Genomic DNA, 22,190 nt, shown 5'->3' on the forward strand with positions numbered 1-22,190 from the left:
ATCACGCGTGAAGGTGTTGCACCAGTTGGGGCCAGAAGCTGGCACGCAGCTTGTCGCGAAAGTAGCCGAAGTGGCCTATATGCCTGACACCCAGATTTCCCGGGTCAAGGGTCATGCATTGCACCGGTTCACGTCGCGCACCGAACAAGGCCACAAACCGGTCTGACGACCACTGTGAAAAGACCTCGTCATCGCTTGAGTTGAAGTAGGTGATGGGCGTCTGCACGCGTTCAAAACGTTCACGCTGATGGGCTTCACGCGCCAGGTAGTCCGGATGGCGGCACCAGCGCGTCCATTGCCGCATCACACCTGCGGGAATGTTGCCAACCTTGCGCAGTTTCCGGCCCGGGAAATAACCGAACAACGGTACCAGCAAGGGCGCCCAGATCTGCGTGGCGGCAAACAGGCCCCAACGCGGCACCGCTTTGCGCAGGCGCGGCCAGTAACCGCTGCCACTGGCAACCAGCACGGCACGCTGAAAGAAGTGCGTAGTTTCGGAGCTGGCAAACAATTGCCCGCCCAGGCTGTGCCCCAGGTAGTAAAGCGGAAGGTCCGGCACACGTTGCCGCAGGAACCGGGCAGCGGCGCTCACGTCCTGCTGTCCCCAGGTGTCGAAGGTGGCATCGGTGGACGCCACGCGCTCACCGCCGGAGGCAAAAGTGCCGCGGTAATCGAGTGTTAGCACGGTAAAGCCTTGCGTGGCCAGCCAGCGGGCGAAGGGCTCGTAATGTTGCTGGGGCGTGGCCATTGCACCGGCCAGCAGTACACCGCCGCGGGCCTCGCCTCCCGCGAGATCCGCTGCAAACACCGTCGCTGCCAGCGCCCAGGAGTCCTGGGTCAGAACCGTGATTCGCTCCATCTTCTGTCTCCAGTCAGGAAAAGCCCAGTCTGCCCCGCAGCTGCCATAACCGCTGCCGCAAGCGCGACAGTGGGGCCGCCGCCGACGGCCTTACACGCGCTCGAAAATACCCGCAGCGCCCTGACCCATCCCCACGCACATCGTGACCATGCCGTACTTGAGCTGGTGGCGATGCAACGCATGGATCACCGTCGCGGCGCGGATCGCACCGGTCGCGCCCAGGGGATGGCCCAGCGCGATCGCGCCGCCCATGCGGTTGACCTTGCTGGCATCGAGCTTGAGCGTGTTGATGACGGCCAGCGACTGCGCAGCAAAAGCTTCATTCAGTTCGAACCAGTCGATGTCTTCCTGCTTGAGGCCGGCGTAGCGCAAGGCGGCAGGAATGGCTTCGATGGGGCCTATGCCCATGATCTCGGGCGGCACACCCTTGGCGGCGTAGCTCACAAAGCGGGCCAGCGGCTTCAGGCCGAAGTCCTTGACCGCCTTTTCGCTGGCCAGCACCAGCGCACCCGCGCCGTCCGACGTTTGCGAACTGTTGCCGGCGGTGACCGAGCCGCGCGCGGCAAACACCGTCTTGAGTTTGGCCAGGCCTTCGAGCGAGGTGTCGGGGCGCGGGCCTTCGTCCAGGCTCACCGTGCGGGTCTTGGCGACGACTTCACCGGTTTCCAGGTTGGCGGTGCGGTCGGTCACTTCGACGGGCGTGATCTCGTTGGCGAATTCGCCAGCCTGCTGCGCCTTGATGGCCTTGAGGTGCGACTCGAGTGCGAACTGGTCCTGCGCTTCGCGCGAGACTTTCCATTGCTGGGCGACCTTCTCGGCCGTCAGGCCCATGCCATAGGCGATGCCGACGTTCTCGTCGTTCATGAACATACTGGGCGAGAGCGAGGGCGAGTTGCCCGACATGGGCACCATGCTCATACTCTCGGTGCCGGCGGCGATCATCACGTCGGCTTCGCCCACGCGGATGCGGTCGGCCGCCATCTGGATGGCCGACAGGCCGGAGGCGCAAAAACGGTTGACGGTGATGCCGCCCACGCTGGTGGGCAGGCCCGCCAGCACCGCGCCAATGCGTGCCACGTTCAGGCCTTGCGGGCCTTCCGGGATAGCGCAGCCGCAGATGATGTCTTCAATCGCCTTCGGATCCAGCGAAGGCACTTGCGCCAGCGCCGCCTGCAGCGCCTTGACCAGCAGGTCGTCGGGCCGCATGTTGCGGAAATAGCCGCGGCCCGAGCGCCCGATGGGCGTGCGGGTGGCGGCGACGATGTAGGCTTCCTGGACTTGTTTGGCCATGATGGTTTCCTTCAATTTCTCAGTTAACTTTTCCGTGGGCCGGAGGGAATCCAGGCCCAGACAAATTCGCATTCGACCGGGTTGATACCGGCTTCATCGGTCACGATGACCGGCACGGTGACTTCACCCTTGTCGCTCGCCTGCATGGCCGCGCGCTGCTCGTCGCTCAACGTGGCCACGGCGCGCAGAGCGCCAGTGGCGCGCTTCTTGAACGCCATCTTCAGCTCCTTGGCCAGCGGAATGCAGTCGTCGCGCACATTCATGCCCACCACCATGCCGGTGGCGGTTTCGGCCAGCAAGTTCATGGCCGAGGCATGCACGCCGCCTATGTGGTTCTGCACCTTCTTCTCGTTTTTGATGCCGATCTCGACCCGGCCAGTGCCCATCTCAATAAAGTCCAGGCCGGCGGTGCCGGTAAATGGCACAGCGCGACGCAGCACCACGCTGCGGAACCAGCCCCGGGCAAACGCCGGTACTTCCTCAAGCCGCTGCAGCTGCCGCGCCAGACGGTTGGGTTGTTGATCGCTCATGGCGGATTGGTCGGTCATCAGTTACGAACAGGTTTGCCGGTGCTCATCATTCCCATGATTCGCTCCTGGGTTTTGGGGTGCTCCAGCAACGAGCAGAAGGCCTTGCGCTCCAAGGTCATCAAATACTCTTCAGTCACCAGCGTGCCTGCATCCACGTCACCGCCGCAAACCACGTTCGCGATCAGGCTGGCGATGTGGAAGTCGTGCGCGCTGATAAAGCCGCCGTCGCGCATGTTGACCAGCTGGCCCTTGATGGTGGCCAGGCCGCTGCGGCCCACCACCGGGAACTGGCGCTTGTGCGGCGCGCGGTAGCCCGAATTGAACAGTGCGCGCGCTTCGTTCAGCGCGACGAACAGCAGCTCGTCCTTGTTCGGCACGATCACGTCACTGTCGAGCAGATAACCGATCTTGCGGCTTTCGATCGCGCTGGTGCCGACCTTGGCCATGGCCGCGGCGGTAAAGCCTTCGGTCAGGAAGGGCAGGATGTCCTTGTTGGTCGAAGTGCTGGCGTTTTCCGCGGCGCGGCGCGCGATGTAGGTCAGGCCGCCGGCGCCGGGCACCAGACCCACGCCGACTTCGACCAGGCCGATGTAGCTTTCCATCGCAGCCACGCGCTTGGCTGAATACACCGCCATTTCGCAGCCGCCACCCAGCGCCAGGCCGCGAATGGCCGACACCACAGGCACGGCCGCGTAACGCAGCTTGAGCATCACGTTCTGCAGTTCGGCCTCTGCCCCTTCAATCGCCTTGGCGCCGCCCATCATGAAGGCGGGCAGCATGGCCTGCAGGTCGGCGCCTGCGGAGAACATCTCGTCGTTGGACCAGATGACCATGCCCTTGTAGCTTTTCTCGGCCAGGTCCACACCCATCGCCAAACCTTCAGCCACGTCGGGGCTGATGGCATGCATCTTGGTCTTGATGCTGGCGATCAGCACGTCGCCATTCACACCGTCCAGCGTCCAGAGGCGGATCGCGTCGTCTTCATGCAGCGTGGTGCCTGCCGTCTCGAACGCGGGCGCCTTGGCGCCGAGCACGTCTTCGGGGAAGAACTGGCGCTCATAGACCGGCAGCTGGCGGCGCGGGATGAATTTTTTGGCTGAAGCGCTCCACGAACCTTCGGCCGTATGCACGCCACCGGCGTCGGCCACCGGACCCTTGAACACCCAGTCAGGCAGCGGCGCTTTGGACAGCGCCTTGCCGGCGTCAATGTCTTCCTGGATCCAGGTAGCGACCTGCTTCCAGCCGGCTTGCTGCCACAACTCGAAGGGGCCTTGCTTGGAACCAAAACCCCAGCGCATGGCGAAGTCGATGTCGCGTGCGGTTTCGGCAATGCTTTCCAGGTGCACGGCCGCGTAATGGAACTGGTCGCGCAGGATGGCCCAGAGGAAGCGCGCTTCCGCGCCCTCGGCCTCGCGCAAAAGCTTGAGGCGCTCGCCCGCGGGCTTTTTCAGCATTCGGCCCACGACTTCATTGGCCTTGGCGCCGGCGGGCACGTATTCCATGCTCTCGGGGTCCAGGCGCAGGATGTCGCGGCCCTGTTTTTTGTAGAAACCGGCGCCGGTCTTCTGGCCCAGGCTTTTCGATTCAAGCAGCTTGGCCAGCACGGGTGGCGTGCCGTAGACATCGGAAAACGGGTCTTCTACCTTGCCGGGGCCAAGGTTGTCTTGCAGCGTCTTGATGACGTGGGCCATGGTGTCCAGGCCCACCACGTCGGCGGTGCGGAAGGTGCCTGAGCTGGCGCGGCCCAGCTTCTTGCCGGTGAGGTCATCGACCACGTCATAGGTCAGACCGAAAGTTTCGGCCTCCTTGATGGTGGCCAGCATGCTGGCGATACCCACGCGGTTGGCGATGAAGTTGGGCGTATCGTGCGCACGGATCACGCCCTTGCCCAGCGCGCTGGTGACAAAGGCCTCCAGGTCGTCCAGCACCTTGGGTTCGGTGGTCGGCGTGTTGATCAGCTCCACCAGCGTCATGTAGCGCGGCGGGTTGAAGAAATGAATGCCGCAAAAGCGCGGCTTGATGGATTCAGGCAGCGCCTCGCTGAGCTTGGTGATTGACAGGCCCGAGGTGTTGCTGGCCACGATGGCACCTTCGGCAATGAAGGGCGCGATCTTGTGGTACAGGTCGGTCTTCCAGTCCATGCGCTCGGCAATCGCCTCGATGATGAGGTCGCACTCCCTGAGCAGCTCCATGTTCTCTTCGTAGTTGGCCTGCTGGATCAACGCCGCGTCTTCTGGCACGCCCAACGGGGCGGGTTTGAGCTTCTTGAGGCCTTCGACTGCCTTGATGACGATGCCGTTCTTCGGACCTTCCTTGGCGGCGAGGTCGAACAGCACCACCGGCACCTTGACGTTGACCAGGTGGGCGGCGATCTGCGCACCCATAACGCCGGCGCCGAGCACGGCGACTTTTTTGACTTGGAATCGTGACATGGTTAAGACCTTGTGGGAGATGACTGGTTGAAAAATTCGAGCACCGCGCCCCAATAGCGCTGCGGCTCGTCGCGCATGCCGTGGGTGTGGTCGGCGCGTTCGAGGATCAGGCGCTGGATGCGTTCAGGCCGTGAAGCAGCCTTCTGCAAGGCATCGCCGAAATGCACCGGCGTCCAGCGATCGCCCCGGCTGTGGATCAGCAGCACGTCCACGTCGCGCATGTTGGCAAGGTGGTGTACGGGCCGCAGGCGCAGCTCGCCCTGCGGATTGATGCGCCGGCTTATGTTGAGCACCGCATGGGCAACAGGGTAGGCTTTCCAGAAATCGGGCAAGGTGGGCGAGCAGGCTTCGGCCACCACCTTGTCATAGGGAAAATCCGCTTCATCAATGGCGCTCAGCGTATTGATCGCGCCGAAAGATGCCGTTAGCGCATGCACCGGCAGCCCGGCAAAAGCGCCACGCGCCCAGCAGCCCACCGATATCACGTCACCGGGGTAATCGAAGTTGGTCGACGGGCTTTCACCGAAACCGTTGAAGTCGAAAGCCACCACATGAAAGCCTGCGTCCAGCAACGCCTGGGCATGGCCGTGGCGCAACCAGAAGCCCTTGCAAGCGAAACCCATGGGATGGGCACACACCACCACGCCACGCGCCGGTAGCGGCGTGCGCGCGACGATGGCCTCCAGCCAGCTCGTGCTGCGGCTTGCAATCTGTACCCGCTCCCAGCCTTCTTGCGGCACGTCCGCGGGCCAGCGCCAGGGTTTCATGAAGCGGCCGAAAAACGGCTTTTTCAGCAGGTGGTGCCCCCACCAGCGGCGCGCGGCCGGCGGAGTGCTGCCACCGGCACCGAAAGGCAGTGACCGCAAACGGGAAATTGCTTCACCCATGGCTTGCCCGAACTTTCAGCATGTTCATTGCACACGCACCCAGGTTTGGGTGCGGCCAAAAGGCCCGATGGAGCCGCGGACTTCCATCTTCTTGCCACCCTCAATCGGGGTCATCTTGAGGGAGTAGCTTTTGCCGTTGTCCGGGTCAAGAATCTTGCCGCCTTCCCAGACGTCGCCATCGGGTGACTTCTTGGCACCCCGAATGATCTCAAGGCCCAAGCGCGGCTTGTCCTTGCGGTCGTCGGAGCATTCGGTGCAAACGTCGTCGGATTTCGCGCCGGGGGACAGGCGCTTTTCGACTTTGCCGTTCAGCACACCGCCGGCTTCAGCAATGCGGATTTCGACTTTGGGATCGCCGGTTTTTTCATCAAAGCCGCGCCAGAGGCCGACCGGCGTGTTCTGGGCCAGCGCCGGGATAGCCATCAAGCCCAAAACGATCATCAGCAGTTTGCGTTTCATGGTGTCTCCCGTTGATTTGTTCAAAAGACTCAGGCCAGCGCTTCGTCGGTTTCCATCAGCGCCTTGCTGCCCGAGCGTGCGGTGCGCATCAGCGTTGCGGTTTCGGGGAACAGCTTGGCGAAGTAAAAACGTGCGGTCTGCAGTTTGGCTACATAGAACTTGTCGGTGTTGCCCGCGGCGATTTCACGCAGCGCGGTTTGCGCCATCAATGCCCAGAAGTAGCCAAACACCAAGTGGCCGGCCACGCGCAGGTAATCGACGGCGGCAGCGCCCACTTCGTCGGGGTTCTGGAAGCCCTTGAAGCCCAGCTCGGTGGTGAACTTGGTCATCTGGTCGGCCAGATAAGCCAGCGGGTTGATGAACTCGGCCATCTTCTCGTTGACGCCTTCCTCGGCGATCAGCGCGCCGATGACCTTGCCGAATTTCTTCAGCGTGGCGCCGTTGTTGCCCAGTACCTTGCGGCCCAGCAGGTCCAGCGACTGGATGGTGTTGGTGCCTTCGTAAATCATGTTGATGCGGTTGTCGCGCACAAACTGTTCCATGCCCCACTCTTTAATGAAACCGTGGCCGCCGAAGACCTGCATGCAGGCGTTGGTGGAGATGTGGCCGTTGTCGGTCAGGAAGGCTTTGACGATGGGCGTGAGCAGGGCGACGATTTCGCCGGAATCCTTGCGCACTTTTTCGTCGGGGTGGTGCAGTTCCTTGTCGAGCAGCAGCGTGCAGTAAATCGCCAGCGCGCGGCCGCCCTCGGCATAGGCCTTGGCTGTCAGCAGCATCTTGCGCACATCGGGGTGCACGATGATGGGGTCAGCCGGTTTGTCTTTGGCCTTGACGCCGGAGAGCGAACGCATCTGGATGCGGTCTTTGGCGTAGGCCAGCGCATTTTGAAAGGCCACTTCGGTCAGGCCCAGTGACTGGTTGCCCACGCCCAGGCGGGCGGCATTCATCATCACGAACATGGCGGCCAGGCCCTTGTTGGGCGCGCCCACCATGGTGCCGACAGCGTCTTCGAGCACCATCTGCGCGGTGGCGTTGCCGTGGATGCCCATCTTGTGCTCCAGGCCGCCGCAGTAGATGCCGTTGCGCGAACCGAGGGCGCCGTCCTTATTGATGTTGAACTTGGGCACGGCGAAGAGGCTGATGCCCTTGCTGCCTTGGGGCGCGTCAGGCAGGCGGGCCAGCACCAGGTGCACGATGTTGGCGGCCATGTCGTGTTCACCGGCACTGATGAAGATCTTGTTGCCGGTCAGGCGGTAGGTGCCGTCAGGCTGCGGCTCGGCCTTGGTGCGCAACAGGCCCAGGTCGGTGCCGCAATGCGGCTCGGTCAGGCACATGGTGCCCGTCCATTCGCCGCTGGTGAGCTTGGGCAGGTAGAGTTTTTTCTGCTCGTCGGTGCCGTGCGCATGCAGGGCTTCATAGGCGCCGTGCGACAGGCCCGGGTACATGGTCCAGGCCYGGTTGGCCGAGTTGAGCATTTCGTAGAGGCACTGGTTCAGCACAAACGGCAGGCCCTGCCCGCCGTATTCCGGGTCGCAGCTGAGCGCGGCCCAGCCGCCTTCGACGTACTGCGCGTAGGCTTCCTTGAAGCCCTTGGGCGGCGTGACTTCGTGCGTGGTCTTGTCGAGCTTGCAGCCCTCTTCGTCGCCGCTGATATTCAGCGGAAAGGTCACCTCGGCGGCGAACTTGCCGGCTTCTTCGAGTACCGCGTTGATGGTGTCCACGTCAACGTCTGCATGCTTGGGAATGGCCTTGAATTCATCGGTGACCTTGAGCACTTCGTGCATGACGAATTGCATGTCGCGCAGGGGCGGGCTGTACTGGGGCATGGTGGATTCCTTTTGCTTAAACTGGTTTGGAAGGGGATGCCTTGCCGGAAGCTTTCTTCGGCAAGGTGGAAAGGGAGGCGTCGCTGCCATAGCGCGCCAGGATGTTGGCAAAGCCGGTATTGGCGCGGTCCATGGAGCCCGGTGTCTTGAGGAAGCGGGCTTCGTAGTGCAGCGCCAGGATCAGGCCGTGGATTTCAAACGCCATCTGGTGCTCATCAGCGTCAGCATGCAGGTGACCGGCCTCTTTGGCCTGCACCACGGCGCGGTACATGGCCGCCAGCCAGGTGCGAACCGAGCCCGCCAGCGCGTCGCGCACCGGGCCGGGCCTGTCGTCAAATTCAACGGCGCCGCTGATGTACAGGCAGCCCGAATCGATTTCAAGCGAGGTGCGTTTCATCCAGTTATGAAACAGCGCCGCCAGACGAGGCAAGCCGCGCGGCTGCTGCAGGGCAGGGAAGAAAACCTCTTCTTCAAAGCGCACGTGGTATTCACGGATGACGGAGATCTGCAGCTCTTCGCGCGAGCCAAAATGGGCGAACACGCCCGACTTGCTCATGCGCATGACCTCAGCCAGCGCGCCTATGCTCAGGCCTTCCAGCCCGATCTGTGTGGCCAGGCCCAGGGCGGCGTCCACAATGGCGGCCTTGGTCTGCTGGCCTTTTTGCTGGCTTTTGGCCACGGCGCTGCCCGTTGCCGGGGCGCGGGAGGCTTTAGCGGGAAGTTCTGTGATGGCCATGAGGTGCTACAAAATAAAACGAACGGTCGTTCTATTTTGCAACACTTTGATGACCATCAGCAAGCAGGGGTTGTTTAGCCCCTGCTTATAGGGACCCAGTTCTAACGCCAGGGAGGGTAACTACCTAGCCCTTCAGTGACGTAACCCAATGAAGGTATTTCACCAGTGGGGGCCGCGGGTCCGGCTTCGCCGGCCCCAGGCACCGCCCCCTGGAAGGGGGGAGCAGGCTACACGAAGTGAGCCTGAACGGGGGTTACTTTTTATACGCCACCACCACCTGGTGCTGCTCACCCAGGCCTTCGATGCCCAGGGAGATTTTGTCGCCCTTCTTCAGGTACACAGGCGGCTTCATGCCCAGGCCCACGCCGGGCGGTGTGCCTGTGGTGATGACGTCGCCGGGCTCCAGCGTCATGAACTGGCTGACGTAGCTGACGATCTTGGCGACGCTGAAGATCATGGTCTTGGTGTTGCCTTTTTGAACGCGCTTGCCGTTCACCTCCAGCCACAGGCCCAGTTTTTGCGGGTTGGGCACTTCGTCACGCGTGACCAGCCAGGGGCCGAGCGGGCCGAAGGTGTCGCAACCTTTGCCCTTGTCCCAGGTGCCGCCGCGCTCAATCTGGAACTCGCGCTCGCTCACGTCGTTGATGGTGCAGTAGCCGGCCACGTAGTCGAGCGCCTCCTTTTGCGACACGTAACGCGCGGTCTTGCCGATGATCACGCCAAGCTCGACTTCCCAGTCGGTCTTGACCGAGCCCTTGGGCAGCATGATGGGATCGTTCGGGCCCTGGATGCAGCTGGTGGCCTTCATGAAAACCACCGGCTCGGCGGGAATCGGCAAGCCCGATTCGGCCGCATGGTCGGCGTAGTTCAGGCCGATGGCGATGAACTTGGGCACGCCATTGACCGGGCTGCCGTAGCGCGGCGAGCCTTTGACCAGCGGCAGCTTGTCGGCCTTGAGCTTGCGCAGTTTGGCAATCGCCGCATCGCCAAGCTGATCCGGGCCGATGTCCTTGATGACAGCGCTCAGGTCGCGCAGCTTGCCATTGGCATCAATAAGGCCGGGCTTTTCCTTGCCGGGGTTGCCATAGCGAACGAGTTTCATGGTTTTTCCTTCTGGTTAATGATTCAGTATGTAGAACGTCCGCCCGACAGATCGAAAACGGCGCCGGTTGAGAACGAGCAATCTTCAGTGCACAGCCAGCCAACCATGGCGGCTACCTCATCAGGCGTTCCGAAGCGGCCCATGGGGATTTTAGAAAGCATGAACTGTATGAACTCGGGCGTCATCTGCTCAAAAATCGGCGTTTTCACCGCGGCCGGTGTGATGCAATTGACGCGTACACCGGTATCGGCGAGTTCCTTGCCGAGGGATTTTGTCAGGGCGATCACCGCGGCCTTGCTCGCGCTGTAGGCGCTGGCATTCGGGTTGCCCTCCTTGCCGGCCACCGAGGCAATATTGACGATGCGGCCATAGTTGCGCGCACGCATGTGCGGCACGAGTTCACGGCAGCAGAAGAACAGGCCGTTGAGGTTGACCTGCTGCACCTGCATCCATTGCTCGGGCGGGTAGTCCCACAGCTTGACGTTGGGGCCGGTGATGCCGGCCGAGTTGACAAGCGCATCGATGGCCGGGTTATGCGCAACGGTTTGCTGGACCGCGTCCACCACGCTGGCATGGCTGGCCACATCGACGGCCACGGTATGCACCCCGGCGCCCAGCGCGCCCCTGGCCGCGGCCAGTGCCTCGGGGTTGATGTCCCACAGCGTCACCGTGCCGCCCGACGCCAGCATGCGCTGAGCCACGGCAAAACCCAGGCCGACCGCACCACCGGTGATGACCGCATGGCGCCCTTTCAGGTCCAGCTGGTTCATATGGTGATGCCGCCGTCCACGTTGTAGGCCTGGCCGGTCACGAAAGCAGCCTCGTCGCTGGCCAGAAAGACCACCAGCGGCGCAATTTCATGTGCCTGGGCCAGGCGCCCGAGCGGCTGGCGTGCGATGAAGGCCTTGCGGGCCGCCACGGGATCCTCGTTGGCATTGATACGGTCCTGCAGCGAAGGCGTGTCTACCGTACCAGGGCAAATTGCATTGCAGCGCACGCCATCGGCCACAAAGTCGGCCGCGACGCTTTTGGTGAGGCCAATCACGGCCGCCTTGGTGGTGCCATACACAAACCGGTTGGGCAGGCCTTTGATGCTGCTGCAGACGCTGGCCATGTTGACAATGCTGCCGCCCTTTTTTGCCTGCATGCCGGGCAGCACGGCCTGGATCATCCAGAACTGGGCCCGCACGTTGAGGTTGAAGGCGAACTCAAGGTCGGCATCGGTGGCCTGCAGGGCTGTGCCCCCGTGGACAAAACCGGCGCAGTTAAAAAGAATGTCCATGGGCGGCAGGCCACCTACCAGTTTCTGGATCGCCGCCTTGTCCAGCACGTCCAGGGGCAGCGCCGTGATGTTGGCCGCCCCTTTGTAGCTTTCCAGCAGCTCGGGCTTCAGGTCGGTGGCCCAGACCTGCGCGCCTTCGGCCGCCAGCGCCAGCGCAGTGGCATGGCCGATTCCCTGGCCGGCTGCGGTCACCAGCGCTTTTTTTCCTTCAAGTCTCATCTTCACTCCTACAGGGTTTTGCCGGATGTTGTCCCGGGGGTTTCATGGGATTATCAATTGGTCTTACCACTTGTCCAATTCTGGCTAACCCTTAAAGCCCCCACCTTTTCATCCTTTTCCCCCATGCCCCTGCAAACTGTCGAACCGCAACGCCTTTACCGCCAGATCGCCGAGCAGTTGCGCACGCTGATCTCGGCCGGCGAATGGGCCGTGGGCGCACGTCTCCCCGCCGAGCGCGACCTGGCACGGCAGTTGGGCGTGAGCCGGCCTTCGGTGCGCGAAGCGCTGATCGCGATGGAGGTCGAAGGCTGGGTCGAAGTACGCACCGGCTCGGGTGTCTATGTTCTGGACCGAAGCAAGCCCGCCAGCCACGACGGCAATGGAAGTGGCCGGGCCGCGCAGATCTCGCCGGACGAATGGGGTCCTCTTGAATTGATACGCGCCCGCCGCGTGGTGGAAGGCGAAGTCGCCGCCATGGCCGCGACCCAGGCCAAGCGCAAACACATAGACGCGATGGACAAGGCCATCGCCAGCATGCAGTTTGACGCTGACCGCGGCGTGCTGCCGCTGGAAGGCGACCGCGCTTTTCATACCGCCGTCGTCGAGTCTTGCGGCAACGTGGTGCTGATTGAAACCATCCAGCGCTTCTGGGACTCGCGCCGCGGCCCGTTGTTCGAGCGGCTGGGCGGGCATTTTGAAACCGTTGAATCGTGGCGCTCGGCGATTGCCGAGCATCAGGCCATTTTTGATGCGGTGCGCAACCATGAACCGGATGCCGCGCGTGCAGCCATGCATGCACACATGGACCAGTCGCACAAGCGTTTCAGCGTGAGCTGGAGCCGGACCAAAAACCAGGAGGTGCAGAAGAAATGACTCGTCACGATTTCTTTCAGCACCCACCTCACCCCGGATTTCCCTTCCAACTAAAAACGAAAGCGAGACAAGCATGAAGTTTCTGACACCGCGCAAATTGCTGGCGACAGCCCTCCTGGCGCTCACCAGCCTCTGCGGCAACAGCTGGGCGCAGGCCTACCCGAACAAGCCCATTGAAGTGATGGTGGCCTTCCAGCCTGGCGGCGGCACGGACTCGCTGGCGCGCGCCTATGCCGAAGCCGCCAAAAAATACACCACGCAATCGCTGGTGGTCTACAACAAACCCGGCGCCAGCGGCGCTATTGGCCTGGCCGACGTGGTCAACGCCAAGCCCGACGGCTACAAGATTGCCATGCTGTTTGTGGAGGTAACCATCCTGCCGCACATGGGCATCACCAAGATCACGCAGGACGACTTCATCCCGATTGCCCGCCTGAATGCCGACCCGGCTGCCATCACCGTGAAAGCGGACTCGCCCTACAACACGATTGAAGAGTTCCTCGCCGCCGCCAAAAAGACCGGCAGCGACGTGAAGGTCGGCAACGCCGGCAATGGCTCGATCTGGCACCTGGCGGCCGCCTCGCTGGAAGAAAAAACCGGCGCCAGGTTCAACCACATCCCCTACCAGGGCGCCGGCCCCGCCGTGCTGGCCCTGCTGGGTGGTCATGTGGACGCGGTAGGTGTGAGCCCGGCTGAGGTTGCCGTGCATGTGGCGGCCGGCAAGCTGAAGATTTTGGGTGTGATGGCCGACCAGCGCGTCAAGGGTTTTGAGAACGTGCCCACCCTCAAGGAACGCAACATCGACCTGTCCATCGGCACCTGGCGCGGCCTGGGCGTGGCCAAAGGCACACCGCCTGAAGTCGTGGAAACCATCCGGACTTTCAGCAAGAAGGCGGCCGAAGAGCCCATCATGCGCGAAGTGATGGACAAGCTGAACCTGGGCTACGCCTATGCCGACGGCCCCGCCTTCAAGGCGCAAATGGTGCGCGACAACGACAACTTCAAACAACTCGTGACCAAGCTCAACCTGAAGAACTGAGCAATGAGCCTGTTCAATGTCTAAACGAGGCCGCGCAAGCACCTTCTCGGGATGGGATGCAAGGCGCGGTGCGACGCCCATAGCCCGGCTATGGGCTAGCGCCGCAACGACGCAGACCGCCCGAGAAGGCATTTGCCCAACGCGGCCTCGTTTAGACATTGAACGGGCTCTTAGACCCCAGGCTTCACGACGGTGCGCGCTGGCGCGCATCGTCGATTTCCTTTCTGCCAGCAACCACCCTTCGAGGAGACAACATGAACGCATTCAATACAAAAAGATTCGCTATCAAAACCATAGCTGCTTGCGCCCTACTGGCAGGCACTGTGGGCTTTTCCGGCATCGCATCGGCGCAGACCAAGCTGAAATGGGCGCACGTCTACGAAACCTCCGAGGCCTACCACAAGTGGTCGGTCTGGGCAGCCGACGAAATCAAGAAACGCACCAGCGGCCGCTACGAGATTCAGGTGTTCCCGGCTTCCACGCTGGGCAAGGAAAGCGACATCAACCAGGGCCTGCAGCTGGGCACCGTCGACATCATCATCTCGGGCGCATCGTTTGCGGCCCGAAGCTTTCCGCGGATCGGCGTGGCCTACTACCCCTACACCTTCCGCGACCCGGAGCACCTGCTGAAATACGCGAAGAGCGATGTCTTCAAGGAACTGACCGAAGGCTACAAACAGAAGACCGGCGTGCAAACCGTCGCCGTCACCTACTACGGCGCGCGCCACTCCACCAGCAACAAGCCCTTCAAGACCTGTGAAGAGATGAAGGGCCTGAAAATGCGGGTGCCCGACGTGCCGGCCTACATGGCCCTGCCTCGCGCCTGCGGCGCCAACCCGACGCCGATCGCCTTTGCCGAGGTTTACCTGGCGCTGCAAAACGGCACGGTCGATGCACAGGAGAACCCGCTGCCCACCATCGAGGCCAAGAAGTTCTATGAGGTCCAGAAGAACATCATCCTGACCGGCCACATCCTCGATTCGCTGGTCACGCAGATCGGCCCCCACGTCTGGACCAAGCTCAGCGATGCCGACAAGAAAGTCTTCACGGATATGATGCAGGAAGCGGCCGCCAAAGCCACGGCCGACATCCAGAAGCGGGAAGGCGAGCTGGTGGATGAGTTCAAGAAAAAAGGCATCAACCTGATCACGGTCAACAAGGACGAGTTCCGCGATCACATCGTCAAGGCCGTGGACATGGCGTCAATGGGCTACGACAAGAAGGATTGGGACCGCATCCAGGCCATCAAGTAAGTCTTGCCCATCCGGCCAAGGCTTCCCGCCCTTTCCTCCGTCGGAGGGAAGGGCCTCATTACCCGCTACTCCACCATCATGACTTCCATTCCCGACATTGACGCCTTGCCCAAGGTCATGGGCGACGACGGCGAGTTCCACGCCACGGATGAAGCAGTTGACCTGTCCGGCACGCCCGTTGAAGCCTGGGCGGCGCTGTTTTTCTTCTGGGCACTGGGCCTGACGGTTTTCTACCAGTTCTTCACGCGTTATGTAATGAACGATTCCGCCGCCTGGACGGAAGAAATCGCACGCTACCTGCTGATTGCCACGGTATTCGTCGGCGCCGCCATCGGCGTGGCCAAGAACAACCATATCCAGGTCGACTTCTTCTACCGCTTCATGCCCACCTGGCTGGCCCGGGCCATGGCCCTGCTGACCGATGTGCTGCGCATCGCCTTCCTGGGCGCCATGGTCGTGCTGACCTGGCAAATGATGGACAAGATGGGCAACTACAAGATGACCATCATCGACCTGCCGATGAACCTTGTGTACGGCGTCTGCCTGGTGGGGTTTGCGGCCATGGCCGTGCGCTCGATCTGGGTCATGCGCATCCACCTGCAGCGCGGCTACAGCGTGCTGGAACGCCCTGAATCCACGATGGAGGACCGCTGAATGTTGAAGGTTATTTTTCTCTTCCTGATGAGCGGTGGCCTGCCGGTGGCCATGGCCATGGCCGGGGCGTCGCTGGTCTACATCCTGTTCACCAACAGCTCGCCGCCCTTTGTGGTGGTTCACCGCATGGTCAGCGGCATCGACAGCTTTCCGCTGCTGGCCGTGCCGTTCTTCATCCTGGCCGGCAACCTGATGAACAACGCAGGTATCACCAACCGCATCTACAACTACGCACTGGCGCTGGTCGGCTGGATGAAGGGCGGGCTGGGCCACGTCAACGTCGTCGGCTCAGTGGTGTTTGCCGGCATGAGCGGCACCGCCATTGCCGACGCCGCCGGCCTCGGCACCATCGAGATCAAGGCCATGAAGGACCACGGCTACAGCACCGAGTTTGCCGTGGGCGTGACGGCGGCCTCGGCCACGCTGGGCCCCATCATTCCGCCCAGCCTGCCCTTTGTGATCTACGGCATGATGGCCAATGTCAGCGTCGGCGCGCTATTCCTGGCGGGCATCCTGCCGGGGGTCATGATGGCCATCCTGATGATGCTGACAGTGGCCTACTTCGCACACAAGAACGGCTGGGGCGCCGATGTTCCCTTCGCATGGAGCCGCCTGAACAAGGCGCTGGTGGAGACCGCCGTGGTCGTCGGCTGGCCGCTGCTGCTGTGGCTGCTGATCGGCAAACTGAACTTTCCGCCGCAGATCACGGTGGCCGTCGCACTGGCGGCATTGTTTGCGGCCGACAAGGCCTTCAATTTTCAGGCCGTGTTGCCCATCATGACGCCCGTGCTGCTGATAGGTGGCATGACCACCGGCATCTTCACCCCCACGGAAGGCGCGATTGCCGCCTGCGTCTGGGCGCTGATCCTCGGGTTTGCCTGGTACCGCACGCTGACCTTCAAGAGCTTTGTGAAGGTCTGCCTTGATACGGTCGAGACCACCTCCACCGTGCTGTTCATTGTGGCCGCGGCATCGATCTTCGGCTGGATGCTCACCGCCACCGGCGTGACCACCGACATTGCCAAATGGGTGCTGGACTTCACCAAGGAGGCCTGGGTCTTCCTGCTGCTGGCCAATTTGCTGATGCTGTTTGTGGGCTGCTTCCTGGAGCCGACCGCAGCCATCACGATTCTGGTGCCAATCCTGGTGCCGATTGCCACGCAGCTGGGTGTGGACCCGATCCACTTCGGGCTGGTGATGGTGCTCAATTTGATGATCGGCCTGCTGCATCCGCCCATGGGCATGGTGCTGTTTGTGCTGGCCCGCGTGGCCAAACTTTCCGTGGAACGGACCACCATCGCCATCCTGCCCTGGCTGTTCCCGCTGCTGGGCAGCCTGGTCATCATCACCTATTTCCCCAAATTGGTACTCTGGTTGCCGAAGATGTTTTACTGAAAGTGAAACAATCACCCTGAGACGCCTTCGAGGGGGCACCAACTGCGGCCCGGCGAAGCCGGTTCCGCGATGGCCCCCCGATAAACACAGAAGTATTAAATGGCTTTCGTAACAGAACTGATTTCTGTAGAGGATCAACAACTAATTGGGCACGATCAGATGCGAGACCCGATTGGGCGTCCCCTGCGGCCATATAAGTGGACCATTGATCGCGGTCGAGAGATGTTTTTTCTGCAGACTTATCGCGGTGGCGAAGATACTCATCATTTGATGTGGTTCATCTTCGGTGTGAAGGGGGTCAGGTTGTCACTACAACTTAGCTGTAAAACCCACATCAAAGATGGGAAAGAGTTTTACCCTTGGGAATTAGCCCACCCTGTTGATTTCCCGAATGACCTTCAAATGTCCCGTGAAAAAGTGATTGAGGCTATCAAAGAAGCCATAGCCTCCTTCACTAACTGGGGGTCTCCAATTAACCAAGTGACGTTCAGCTTCTAACTTCAAACCAATGACACCGTTTATTCGCCTTCACCCCTCCGATGATGTCCTGATTGCCCGAGCCCAGCTGGTGGGCGGCACCGAGGTCGAAAACATCACCGTACGCGGCCTGATTCCTGCCGGCCACAAGATCGCCACGCGCGCGCTGGCCCTGGGTGAGCCCGTGCGGCGCTACAACCAGATCATCGGTTTTGCCAGCAAACCCATCGCGCCCGGCGAGCACGTGCACACGCACAACCTCAACATGGGCCCCGACAAGGGCGACTTTACGCGCGACTACGCATTCGGCGCCGACGTGAAGCCGGCACCAGCCAGGCGCGAGGCGACTTTCATGGGCATCAAGCGGCCGGACGGCCGTGTCGCCACCCGCAATTACATCGGGATTCTCTCGAGCGTCAACTGCTCAGCCACCGCCGCGCGGGCGATTGCCGACCATTTCTCGCGGCAGAACAACCCTGCAGCGCTGAAAGACTTTCCCAACGTCGACGGCGTGGTGGCGTTGACGCATGGCACCGGCTGCGGCATGGACAGCGACGGCCTGGGCCTGCAGATCCTGCAACGCACGCTGACAGGTTACGCCACGCACCCCAACTTCGCGGGCGTGCTGGTGGTGGGCCTGGGCTGCGAGTCAAACCAGATCAATGCCTGGCTGGCCCACGGCAGCCTGCGCGAAGGTGAAACCCTGCGCGTCTTCAGCATCCAGGACACGGGCGGCACGGCCAAGACGGTGGCCAAGGGCATCGCCATGATCAAGGAAATGCTGCCGCAGGCCAATGCCGTCAAGCGCGAACCGTGCAGCGCCGCGCACATCACCATCGGCCTGCAGTGCGGCGGCTCCGACGGCTATTCGGGCATCAGCGCCAACCCGGCGCTCGGCGCGGCGGTGGACTTGCTGGTGGCCCATGGCGGCACAGCCATCCTCAGCGAAACGCCCGAAATTTACGGCGCCGAACATTTGCTCACGCGGCGCGCCGTTCGCCCCGACATCGCCGAAAAGCTGATCTCGCGCATCAAGTGGTGGGAGCACTACACCCAGATCAACGAGGGGGAGATGAACAACAACCCGTCGCCCGGCAACAAGGCCGGCGGCCTGACCACCATCCTGGAAAAGTCGCTGGGTGCGGTGGCCAAGGGCGGCACCTCCAACCTGGAGGCTGTCTATGAATACGCCGAACCCGTGAAGGACCACGGCTTTGTCTACATGGACACGCCGGGCTACGACCCGGTCAGCGCCACCGGCCAGGTGGCTGGCGGCGCCAACATCATCTGCTTTACCACCGGCCGCGGTTCGGCTTACGGCTGCGCGCCCTCGCCTTCGCTCAAGCTCGCCACCAATTCGGCGCTGTGGCATCGGCAGGAAGAGGACATGGACATCAACTGCGGCGAGATTATCGACAGCGGCGTGACGGTGCAGGAGATGGGACAGCGCATTTTCGAGATGGTGCTGGCCACCGCATCGGGCGAACCGAGCAAGAGCGAAAAGCACGGCTACGGGCAAAACGAATTTGTGCCCTGGCAAGTCGGCGCGGTGATGTAAGGGCTTTTCACATGCAAAAAGTGCTTCAAGCCCAATATCTACGGGCGCAAGCAGCTACTATTTTTATAGCAGCCGGCAGCACGGCCGCCGAAGCGGAAAAAATCGCCGCCAACCTGGTCATGGCCAACCTGAGCGGCCATGACTCGCACGGCATCGGCATGCTTCCGCGCTACGTCGATGCCGTACTCGAAGGTGGCCTGACGCCCAACGCCCAGGTCAAAACCCTGCTCGATACCGGCTCGCTGCTCAGCCTGAACGGCCAGCGCGGTTACGGCCAGTCGATCGGCGAGCAGGCGATGGCGCTCGGCATGGTACGTGCCAAAACCCATGGCAGCTGCATCATGGCGCTGGCCGAGTCCCACCATCTGGGGCGCATCGGCCATTTCGCCGAGATGGCCGTGGCCCAGGGGCTGGTGTCGCTGCACTTCGTGAACGTGATGACGCGGCCGGTCGTCGCTGCCTGGGGCGGCGCGGACGGACGCTACGGCACCAATCCCTGCTGTATTGGCATACCGCTGAAGGACCAGCCGCCCTTCATTCTCGATTTCGCGACCAGCCGCGTGGCCCAAGGCAAGATGCGCGTGGCGCACAACCAGGGCAAATCCGTCCAGCCGGGCCTGCTGATCGACGAACACGGCCAGCCCACCACCAACCCCGGCGTGGTGGTGGTGCCGCAGCCGAACGGTTTTTTTGGCGCGCTCATGCCGTTCGGCGAGCACAAGGGCTACGGCCTGGCGGTGGCGTGCGAGCTGCTGGGCGGCGCGCTTACTGGCGGCGGCACCTGGCACCACCCCACAAGCAGCGCACGTGCGGTCTACAACAGCATGCTCACGATCCTGATTGACCCGGGCAAGCTGGGCACCCAATCGGCCCTGGAAATGGAAGCGCTGGCTTTCGTCGAATGGCTGCGCAAAAGCCCGCCGGCCGACGGTGTGGACGCCGTGCAGATTGCCGGTGAACCGGAACGCCGCGCGCGGCTTGAACGCGAACAGGGTGGCATTGAAATGGACGGCGAAACCTGGCGCGAAATCGTCGCAGCCGGCCAGAAGGTCGGCGTAAATGTGCCGGATTGAACGCTGGACGCTATCAAATCAGTAGCTGCTCGCGCAGTCTCTATAAGGTCCAGCGGCCAAAATGATCCTCAATTTCACCGAAAAACCATGACGCCACCGATTCAAGACCAGGTTGCGCTTGTCACTGGCGCCAACGCCGGCATGGGCCTGGCCACGGCGCGTGCCCTGCTGGCCGCCGGCTACAAAGTGGCGGCCACTGACCTCGGCACCGAACGTGTGGCCGCCGAGCTTGCCGCGTATGGTGACCGTTTGGCCTGCTTCACCATGGACGTGAGCGAGCAGGCCCAGGTGCACGCCGCCTGCGACGCCATTGAAGCGCATTTTGGCCGCATCGACGTCTGCGTCAACAACGCCGGCTTCCTGCAATACGCCAACTGCGAACAGACCACGCCGGAGCTCTGGCACAAGACCCTGCGCATCAACCTCGACGGTGTCTTCTACGTCAGCCAGCGTGTGGCGCCCGGGATGAAGGCACGTGGTTTTGGCCGCATCGTGAACGTATCGTCCTATGGCGCCAAAACCGGGGGGCTGTCGCCGCTGCCAGCCTATGCTGCCAGCAAGGGCGGCGTAATCTCGCTGACCTTCAGCTTTGCCCGCGAATACGCCGCGTTCGGCGTGACCTGCAACGCGCTCGCCCCGACCTTTGTGAAGACCCAGATGCTGACCGGGCAGGTCAGTGCCGAGCGGCAAGCCGAGCTGCGCCAGAAGATACCGGTGGGCCGCTTCTGCGAGCTCGAAGAGTTCGCCCACTGCGTGCTGTTCCTGGCCCACCCGATGAGCGGCTTCATCACCGGCGAGGTGCTGGACCTCAACGGCGGCCTGCAGTTTGACTGAGCGCGCGATGCTGAACACCCGCGCTTTGCCGGAAATCGCCACGCGAGGCATCGGCGTCCCCACTTACTCACGCCGCGGCACTGTGGGCGTAGTGCACCTGGGCCTGGGCGCTTTTCACCGTGCGCACCAGGCACTGGTATTCGATTCCCTGCTGCAGCGTGGTGATGCGCGCTGGGGTGTGCTGGGCGTCGCCATGCGCAGCACCGGGCTGGCCGACGCCATGGCCGCGCAGGACGGCCTGTATGCCGTGCAGGTTGCCAGCAGCACCGGTGTGCAGTGGCAGGTCGGCGGCGCCATCTGGCAAACCTGCGTGGCTGCCCGCGAGCCTGCGCGGGTGGTGCAGACACTGGCCGCGCCATCCACGCGCTGGGTCACGCTGACGGTCACTGAAAAGGGCTACGCCCCGGAACTCGCCCAACTGCTGGTGCAGGGCCTGGCGGCGCGCCATGCGGCGGGGCTGCCGGGGTTGACACTCGCTTCCTGCGACAACCTGGCGCACAACGGCCGCAAGTTGCAGGCTTTGTGCATCGATGCCGCGCAAAAAGAAAGCCCGGCACTGGCGCAATGGATCAGCACCGCCTGCGCCTTCCCGAACAGCATGGTGGACCGCATCGTGCCGGCCGCAACCGGCCAGCGCCTGGCCGCTGCCGGGCAGGCGCTCGGCGTGGCTGACCAGGCCGCATTGGGCACCGAAGCCTTCTGGGAATGGGTGATTGAACGCCGCTTTGCCGATCCTGCGGACGGCGAAGTGCTGGCCGCTGCGGGCGTCACGGTGGTGGACGACGTGGCGCCGTTTGAAGAAGCCAAATTGCGCATGCTCAACGGCAGCCACACGGCCATGGCCTGCATGGGCGCGGTAGCGGGCTGGCCTGTCGTCAGCGACTGCATCGCGCAGCCTGCAGTGCATCGCTTCATCCACGGCCTGATGACGCAGGAAATCGGCCCCCAGCTCAGCCGCCCGGACTGGCCCGCCTACCGCGACGCACTGCTGGCACGTTTTGCCAACCCCGAGTTGCAGCACAAGGTGCACCAGATCGCCACCGACAGCTCACAGAAGATTCCATATCGCTGGGTACCTTCGGTGATTGATGCCCTGGCCGCGAACCAGCCCGTGGAACGGCTGGCCTTTGCGGCAGCGGCCTGGATGCGTTATCTGCGCGGCAGCGACGAGCAGGGGCAGCCCTACGCCATGAGCGACCCGATGGCCGAAACGCTGAAAGCTCTCGCGCTTGCCCATTCCGGTGACGCAGCAGCGACAGTGCAAGTCCTGGGTACGCTGCCGGCCATCTGGGGCGAGGCCCTGCCGCAGCAAGTGCACTGGTTGGCCCGCATGACCCACTGGCTGATCCAGATCAACCAGCGCGGCATGCTGGCCGCCCTGGACCAACTTCACTCCCACCCCATCTGAACAC

At 62.6% G+C, this 22,190-nt stretch carries 21 protein-coding genes; 10 read left to right on the forward strand and 11 right to left on the reverse strand.

Annotated features, from left to right (window positions below; translation table 11 throughout):
* Position 1: 1 nt before the first annotated feature.
* The 11 genes from AC1DZE_RS03575 to AC1DZE_RS03625 all read right to left on the reverse strand — a co-directional run bounded on the left by AC1DZE_RS03575 (position 2) and on the right by AC1DZE_RS03625 (position 11,622).
* Positions 2–859, reverse strand: a complete 858-nt coding sequence (locus tag AC1DZE_RS03575; RefSeq protein WP_477671957.1) for an alpha/beta hydrolase family protein — start codon at positions 857–859, stop codon at positions 2–4.
* A gap of 90 nt (positions 860–949) precedes the next feature.
* Entirely contained in the window at positions 950–2,149 is a 1,200-nt protein-coding gene (locus AC1DZE_RS03580) for an acetyl-CoA C-acyltransferase (protein WP_477668468.1), read from the reverse strand.
* Positions 2,150–2,172: 23 nt separating this feature from the next.
* On the reverse strand, positions 2,173–2,679 hold the full coding sequence (locus AC1DZE_RS03585; RefSeq protein ID WP_477671956.1) for a DUF4442 domain-containing protein: 507 nt from the start codon (positions 2,677–2,679) through the stop codon (positions 2,173–2,175).
* Between the two features lie 17 nt (positions 2,680–2,696).
* Entirely contained in the window at positions 2,697–5,111 is a 2,415-nt protein-coding gene (locus AC1DZE_RS03590) for a 3-hydroxyacyl-CoA dehydrogenase/enoyl-CoA hydratase family protein (RefSeq protein ID WP_477671955.1), read from the reverse strand.
* Between the two features lie 2 nt (positions 5,112–5,113).
* The gene (locus tag AC1DZE_RS03595; protein WP_477671954.1) at positions 5,114–5,998 is read right to left on the reverse strand and encodes an alpha/beta hydrolase family protein; all 885 of its coding nucleotides are present in this window, start codon (positions 5,996–5,998) and stop codon (positions 5,114–5,116) included.
* 24 nt (positions 5,999–6,022) lie between these two features.
* Entirely contained in the window at positions 6,023–6,457 is a 435-nt protein-coding gene (locus AC1DZE_RS03600) for a DUF2147 domain-containing protein (RefSeq protein ID WP_477699781.1), read from the reverse strand.
* Between the two features lie 29 nt (positions 6,458–6,486).
* On the reverse strand, positions 6,487–8,283 hold the full coding sequence (locus AC1DZE_RS03605; protein ID WP_477699782.1) for an acyl-CoA dehydrogenase C-terminal domain-containing protein: 1,797 nt from the start codon (positions 8,281–8,283) through the stop codon (positions 6,487–6,489).
* Between the two features lie 16 nt (positions 8,284–8,299).
* Positions 8,300–9,019 (reverse strand): TetR/AcrR family transcriptional regulator, encoded by a 720-nt coding sequence (locus tag AC1DZE_RS03610; RefSeq protein WP_477648938.1) that lies wholly within the window; start codon positions 9,017–9,019, stop codon positions 8,300–8,302.
* 253 nt (positions 9,020–9,272) lie between these two features.
* Complete coding sequence (locus tag AC1DZE_RS03615; protein ID WP_477668474.1) at positions 9,273–10,121, reverse strand: fumarylacetoacetate hydrolase family protein; 849 nt, start codon at positions 10,119–10,121, stop codon at positions 9,273–9,275.
* 23 nt (positions 10,122–10,144) lie between these two features.
* The gene (locus AC1DZE_RS03620) at positions 10,145–10,891 is read right to left on the reverse strand and encodes an SDR family NAD(P)-dependent oxidoreductase (protein ID WP_477668475.1); all 747 of its coding nucleotides are present in this window, start codon (positions 10,889–10,891) and stop codon (positions 10,145–10,147) included.
* The gene (locus AC1DZE_RS03625) at positions 10,888–11,622 is read right to left on the reverse strand and encodes an SDR family oxidoreductase (protein ID WP_477668476.1); all 735 of its coding nucleotides are present in this window, start codon (positions 11,620–11,622) and stop codon (positions 10,888–10,890) included. Before AC1DZE_RS03625 ends, AC1DZE_RS03620 begins: the two co-directional genes overlap by 4 nt.
* 123 nt (positions 11,623–11,745) lie before the next feature.
* On the opposite strand from AC1DZE_RS03625, the gene AC1DZE_RS03630 reads away from it, so the two are divergent.
* The 10 genes from AC1DZE_RS03630 (at position 11,746) to AC1DZE_RS03675 (ending at position 22,186) form a co-directional block, all read left to right on the forward strand.
* A complete protein-coding gene (locus AC1DZE_RS03630) occupies positions 11,746–12,495 on the forward strand; it encodes a FadR/GntR family transcriptional regulator (protein WP_477668477.1) in 750 nt (249 codons plus the stop codon).
* A gap of 73 nt (positions 12,496–12,568) precedes the next feature.
* Complete coding sequence (locus AC1DZE_RS03635; RefSeq protein WP_477668478.1) at positions 12,569–13,534, forward strand: tripartite tricarboxylate transporter substrate binding protein; 966 nt, start codon at positions 12,569–12,571, stop codon at positions 13,532–13,534.
* Positions 13,535–13,788: 254 nt separating this feature from the next.
* A complete protein-coding gene (locus AC1DZE_RS03640) occupies positions 13,789–14,787 on the forward strand; it encodes a sialic acid TRAP transporter substrate-binding protein SiaP (RefSeq protein ID WP_477699783.1) in 999 nt (332 codons plus the stop codon).
* A gap of 78 nt (positions 14,788–14,865) precedes the next feature.
* Entirely contained in the window at positions 14,866–15,441 is a 576-nt protein-coding gene (locus AC1DZE_RS03645) for a TRAP transporter small permease (protein ID WP_477668480.1), read from the forward strand.
* Positions 15,442–16,836 (forward strand): TRAP transporter large permease, encoded by a 1,395-nt coding sequence (locus AC1DZE_RS03650; RefSeq protein ID WP_477648930.1) that lies wholly within the window; start codon positions 15,442–15,444, stop codon positions 16,834–16,836.
* A gap of 99 nt (positions 16,837–16,935) precedes the next feature.
* A complete protein-coding gene (locus tag AC1DZE_RS03655; RefSeq protein ID WP_477668481.1) occupies positions 16,936–17,334 on the forward strand; it encodes a hypothetical protein in 399 nt (132 codons plus the stop codon).
* A gap of 10 nt (positions 17,335–17,344) precedes the next feature.
* Positions 17,345–18,871 (forward strand): UxaA family hydrolase, encoded by a 1,527-nt coding sequence (locus AC1DZE_RS03660; protein WP_477668482.1) that lies wholly within the window; start codon positions 17,345–17,347, stop codon positions 18,869–18,871.
* Positions 18,872–18,882: 11 nt separating this feature from the next.
* Positions 18,883–19,944: a malate/lactate/ureidoglycolate dehydrogenase gene (locus AC1DZE_RS03665; protein WP_477668483.1), complete on the forward strand. Its 1,062-nt coding sequence runs from the start codon at positions 18,883–18,885 to the stop codon at positions 19,942–19,944.
* An 87-nt stretch (positions 19,945–20,031) separates the two neighbouring features.
* Entirely contained in the window at positions 20,032–20,778 is a 747-nt protein-coding gene (locus tag AC1DZE_RS03670) for an SDR family NAD(P)-dependent oxidoreductase (RefSeq protein ID WP_477668484.1), read from the forward strand.
* Positions 20,779–20,785: 7 nt separating this feature from the next.
* Complete coding sequence (locus tag AC1DZE_RS03675) at positions 20,786–22,186, forward strand: mannitol dehydrogenase family protein (protein WP_477672194.1); 1,401 nt, start codon at positions 20,786–20,788, stop codon at positions 22,184–22,186.
* Positions 22,187–22,190: the final 4 nt, after the last annotated feature.

Source organism: Polaromonas sp. P1_F1 (genome assembly GCF_056405795.1).

Bases quoted from the DNA above. Each gene is read 5' to 3' on its own strand.
- AC1DZE_RS03575 (WP_477671957.1), bottom strand. From the start codon at position 859: ATGGAGCGAATCACGGTTCTGACCCAGGACTCCTGGGCGCTGGCAGCG.
- AC1DZE_RS03580 (WP_477668468.1), bottom strand. From the start codon at position 2,149: ATGGCCAAACAAGTCCAGGAAGCCTACATCGTCGCCGCCACCCGCACG.
- AC1DZE_RS03585 (WP_477671956.1), bottom strand. From the start codon at position 2,679: ATGAGCGATCAACAACCCAACCGTCTGGCGCGGCAGCTGCAGCGGCTT.
- AC1DZE_RS03590 (WP_477671955.1), bottom strand. From the start codon at position 5,111: ATGTCACGATTCCAAGTCAAAAAAGTCGCCGTGCTCGGCGCCGGCGTT.
- AC1DZE_RS03595 (WP_477671954.1), bottom strand. From the start codon at position 5,998: ATGGGTGAAGCAATTTCCCGTTTGCGGTCACTGCCTTTCGGTGCCGGT.
- AC1DZE_RS03600 (WP_477699781.1), bottom strand. From the start codon at position 6,457: ATGAAACGCAAACTGCTGATGATCGTTTTGGGCTTGATGGCTATCCCG.
- AC1DZE_RS03610 (WP_477648938.1), bottom strand. From the start codon at position 9,019: ATGGCCATCACAGAACTTCCCGCTAAAGCCTCCCGCGCCCCGGCAACG.
- AC1DZE_RS03615 (WP_477668474.1), bottom strand. From the start codon at position 10,121: ATGAAACTCGTTCGCTATGGCAACCCCGGCAAGGAAAAGCCCGGCCTT.
- AC1DZE_RS03620 (WP_477668475.1), bottom strand. From the start codon at position 10,891: ATGAACCAGCTGGACCTGAAAGGGCGCCATGCGGTCATCACCGGTGGT.
- AC1DZE_RS03625 (WP_477668476.1), bottom strand. From the start codon at position 11,622: ATGAGACTTGAAGGAAAAAAAGCGCTGGTGACCGCAGCCGGCCAGGGA.
- AC1DZE_RS03630 (WP_477668477.1), top strand. From the start codon at position 11,746: ATGCCCCTGCAAACTGTCGAACCGCAACGCCTTTACCGCCAGATCGCC.
- AC1DZE_RS03635 (WP_477668478.1), top strand. From the start codon at position 12,569: ATGAAGTTTCTGACACCGCGCAAATTGCTGGCGACAGCCCTCCTGGCG.
- AC1DZE_RS03640 (WP_477699783.1), top strand. From the start codon at position 13,789: ATGAACGCATTCAATACAAAAAGATTCGCTATCAAAACCATAGCTGCT.
- AC1DZE_RS03645 (WP_477668480.1), top strand. From the start codon at position 14,866: ATGACTTCCATTCCCGACATTGACGCCTTGCCCAAGGTCATGGGCGAC.
- AC1DZE_RS03650 (WP_477648930.1), top strand. From the start codon at position 15,442: ATGTTGAAGGTTATTTTTCTCTTCCTGATGAGCGGTGGCCTGCCGGTG.
- AC1DZE_RS03655 (WP_477668481.1), top strand. From the start codon at position 16,936: ATGGCTTTCGTAACAGAACTGATTTCTGTAGAGGATCAACAACTAATT.
- AC1DZE_RS03660 (WP_477668482.1), top strand. From the start codon at position 17,345: ATGACACCGTTTATTCGCCTTCACCCCTCCGATGATGTCCTGATTGCC.
- AC1DZE_RS03665 (WP_477668483.1), top strand. From the start codon at position 18,883: ATGCAAAAAGTGCTTCAAGCCCAATATCTACGGGCGCAAGCAGCTACT.
- AC1DZE_RS03670 (WP_477668484.1), top strand. From the start codon at position 20,032: ATGACGCCACCGATTCAAGACCAGGTTGCGCTTGTCACTGGCGCCAAC.
- AC1DZE_RS03675 (WP_477672194.1), top strand. From the start codon at position 20,786: ATGCTGAACACCCGCGCTTTGCCGGAAATCGCCACGCGAGGCATCGGC.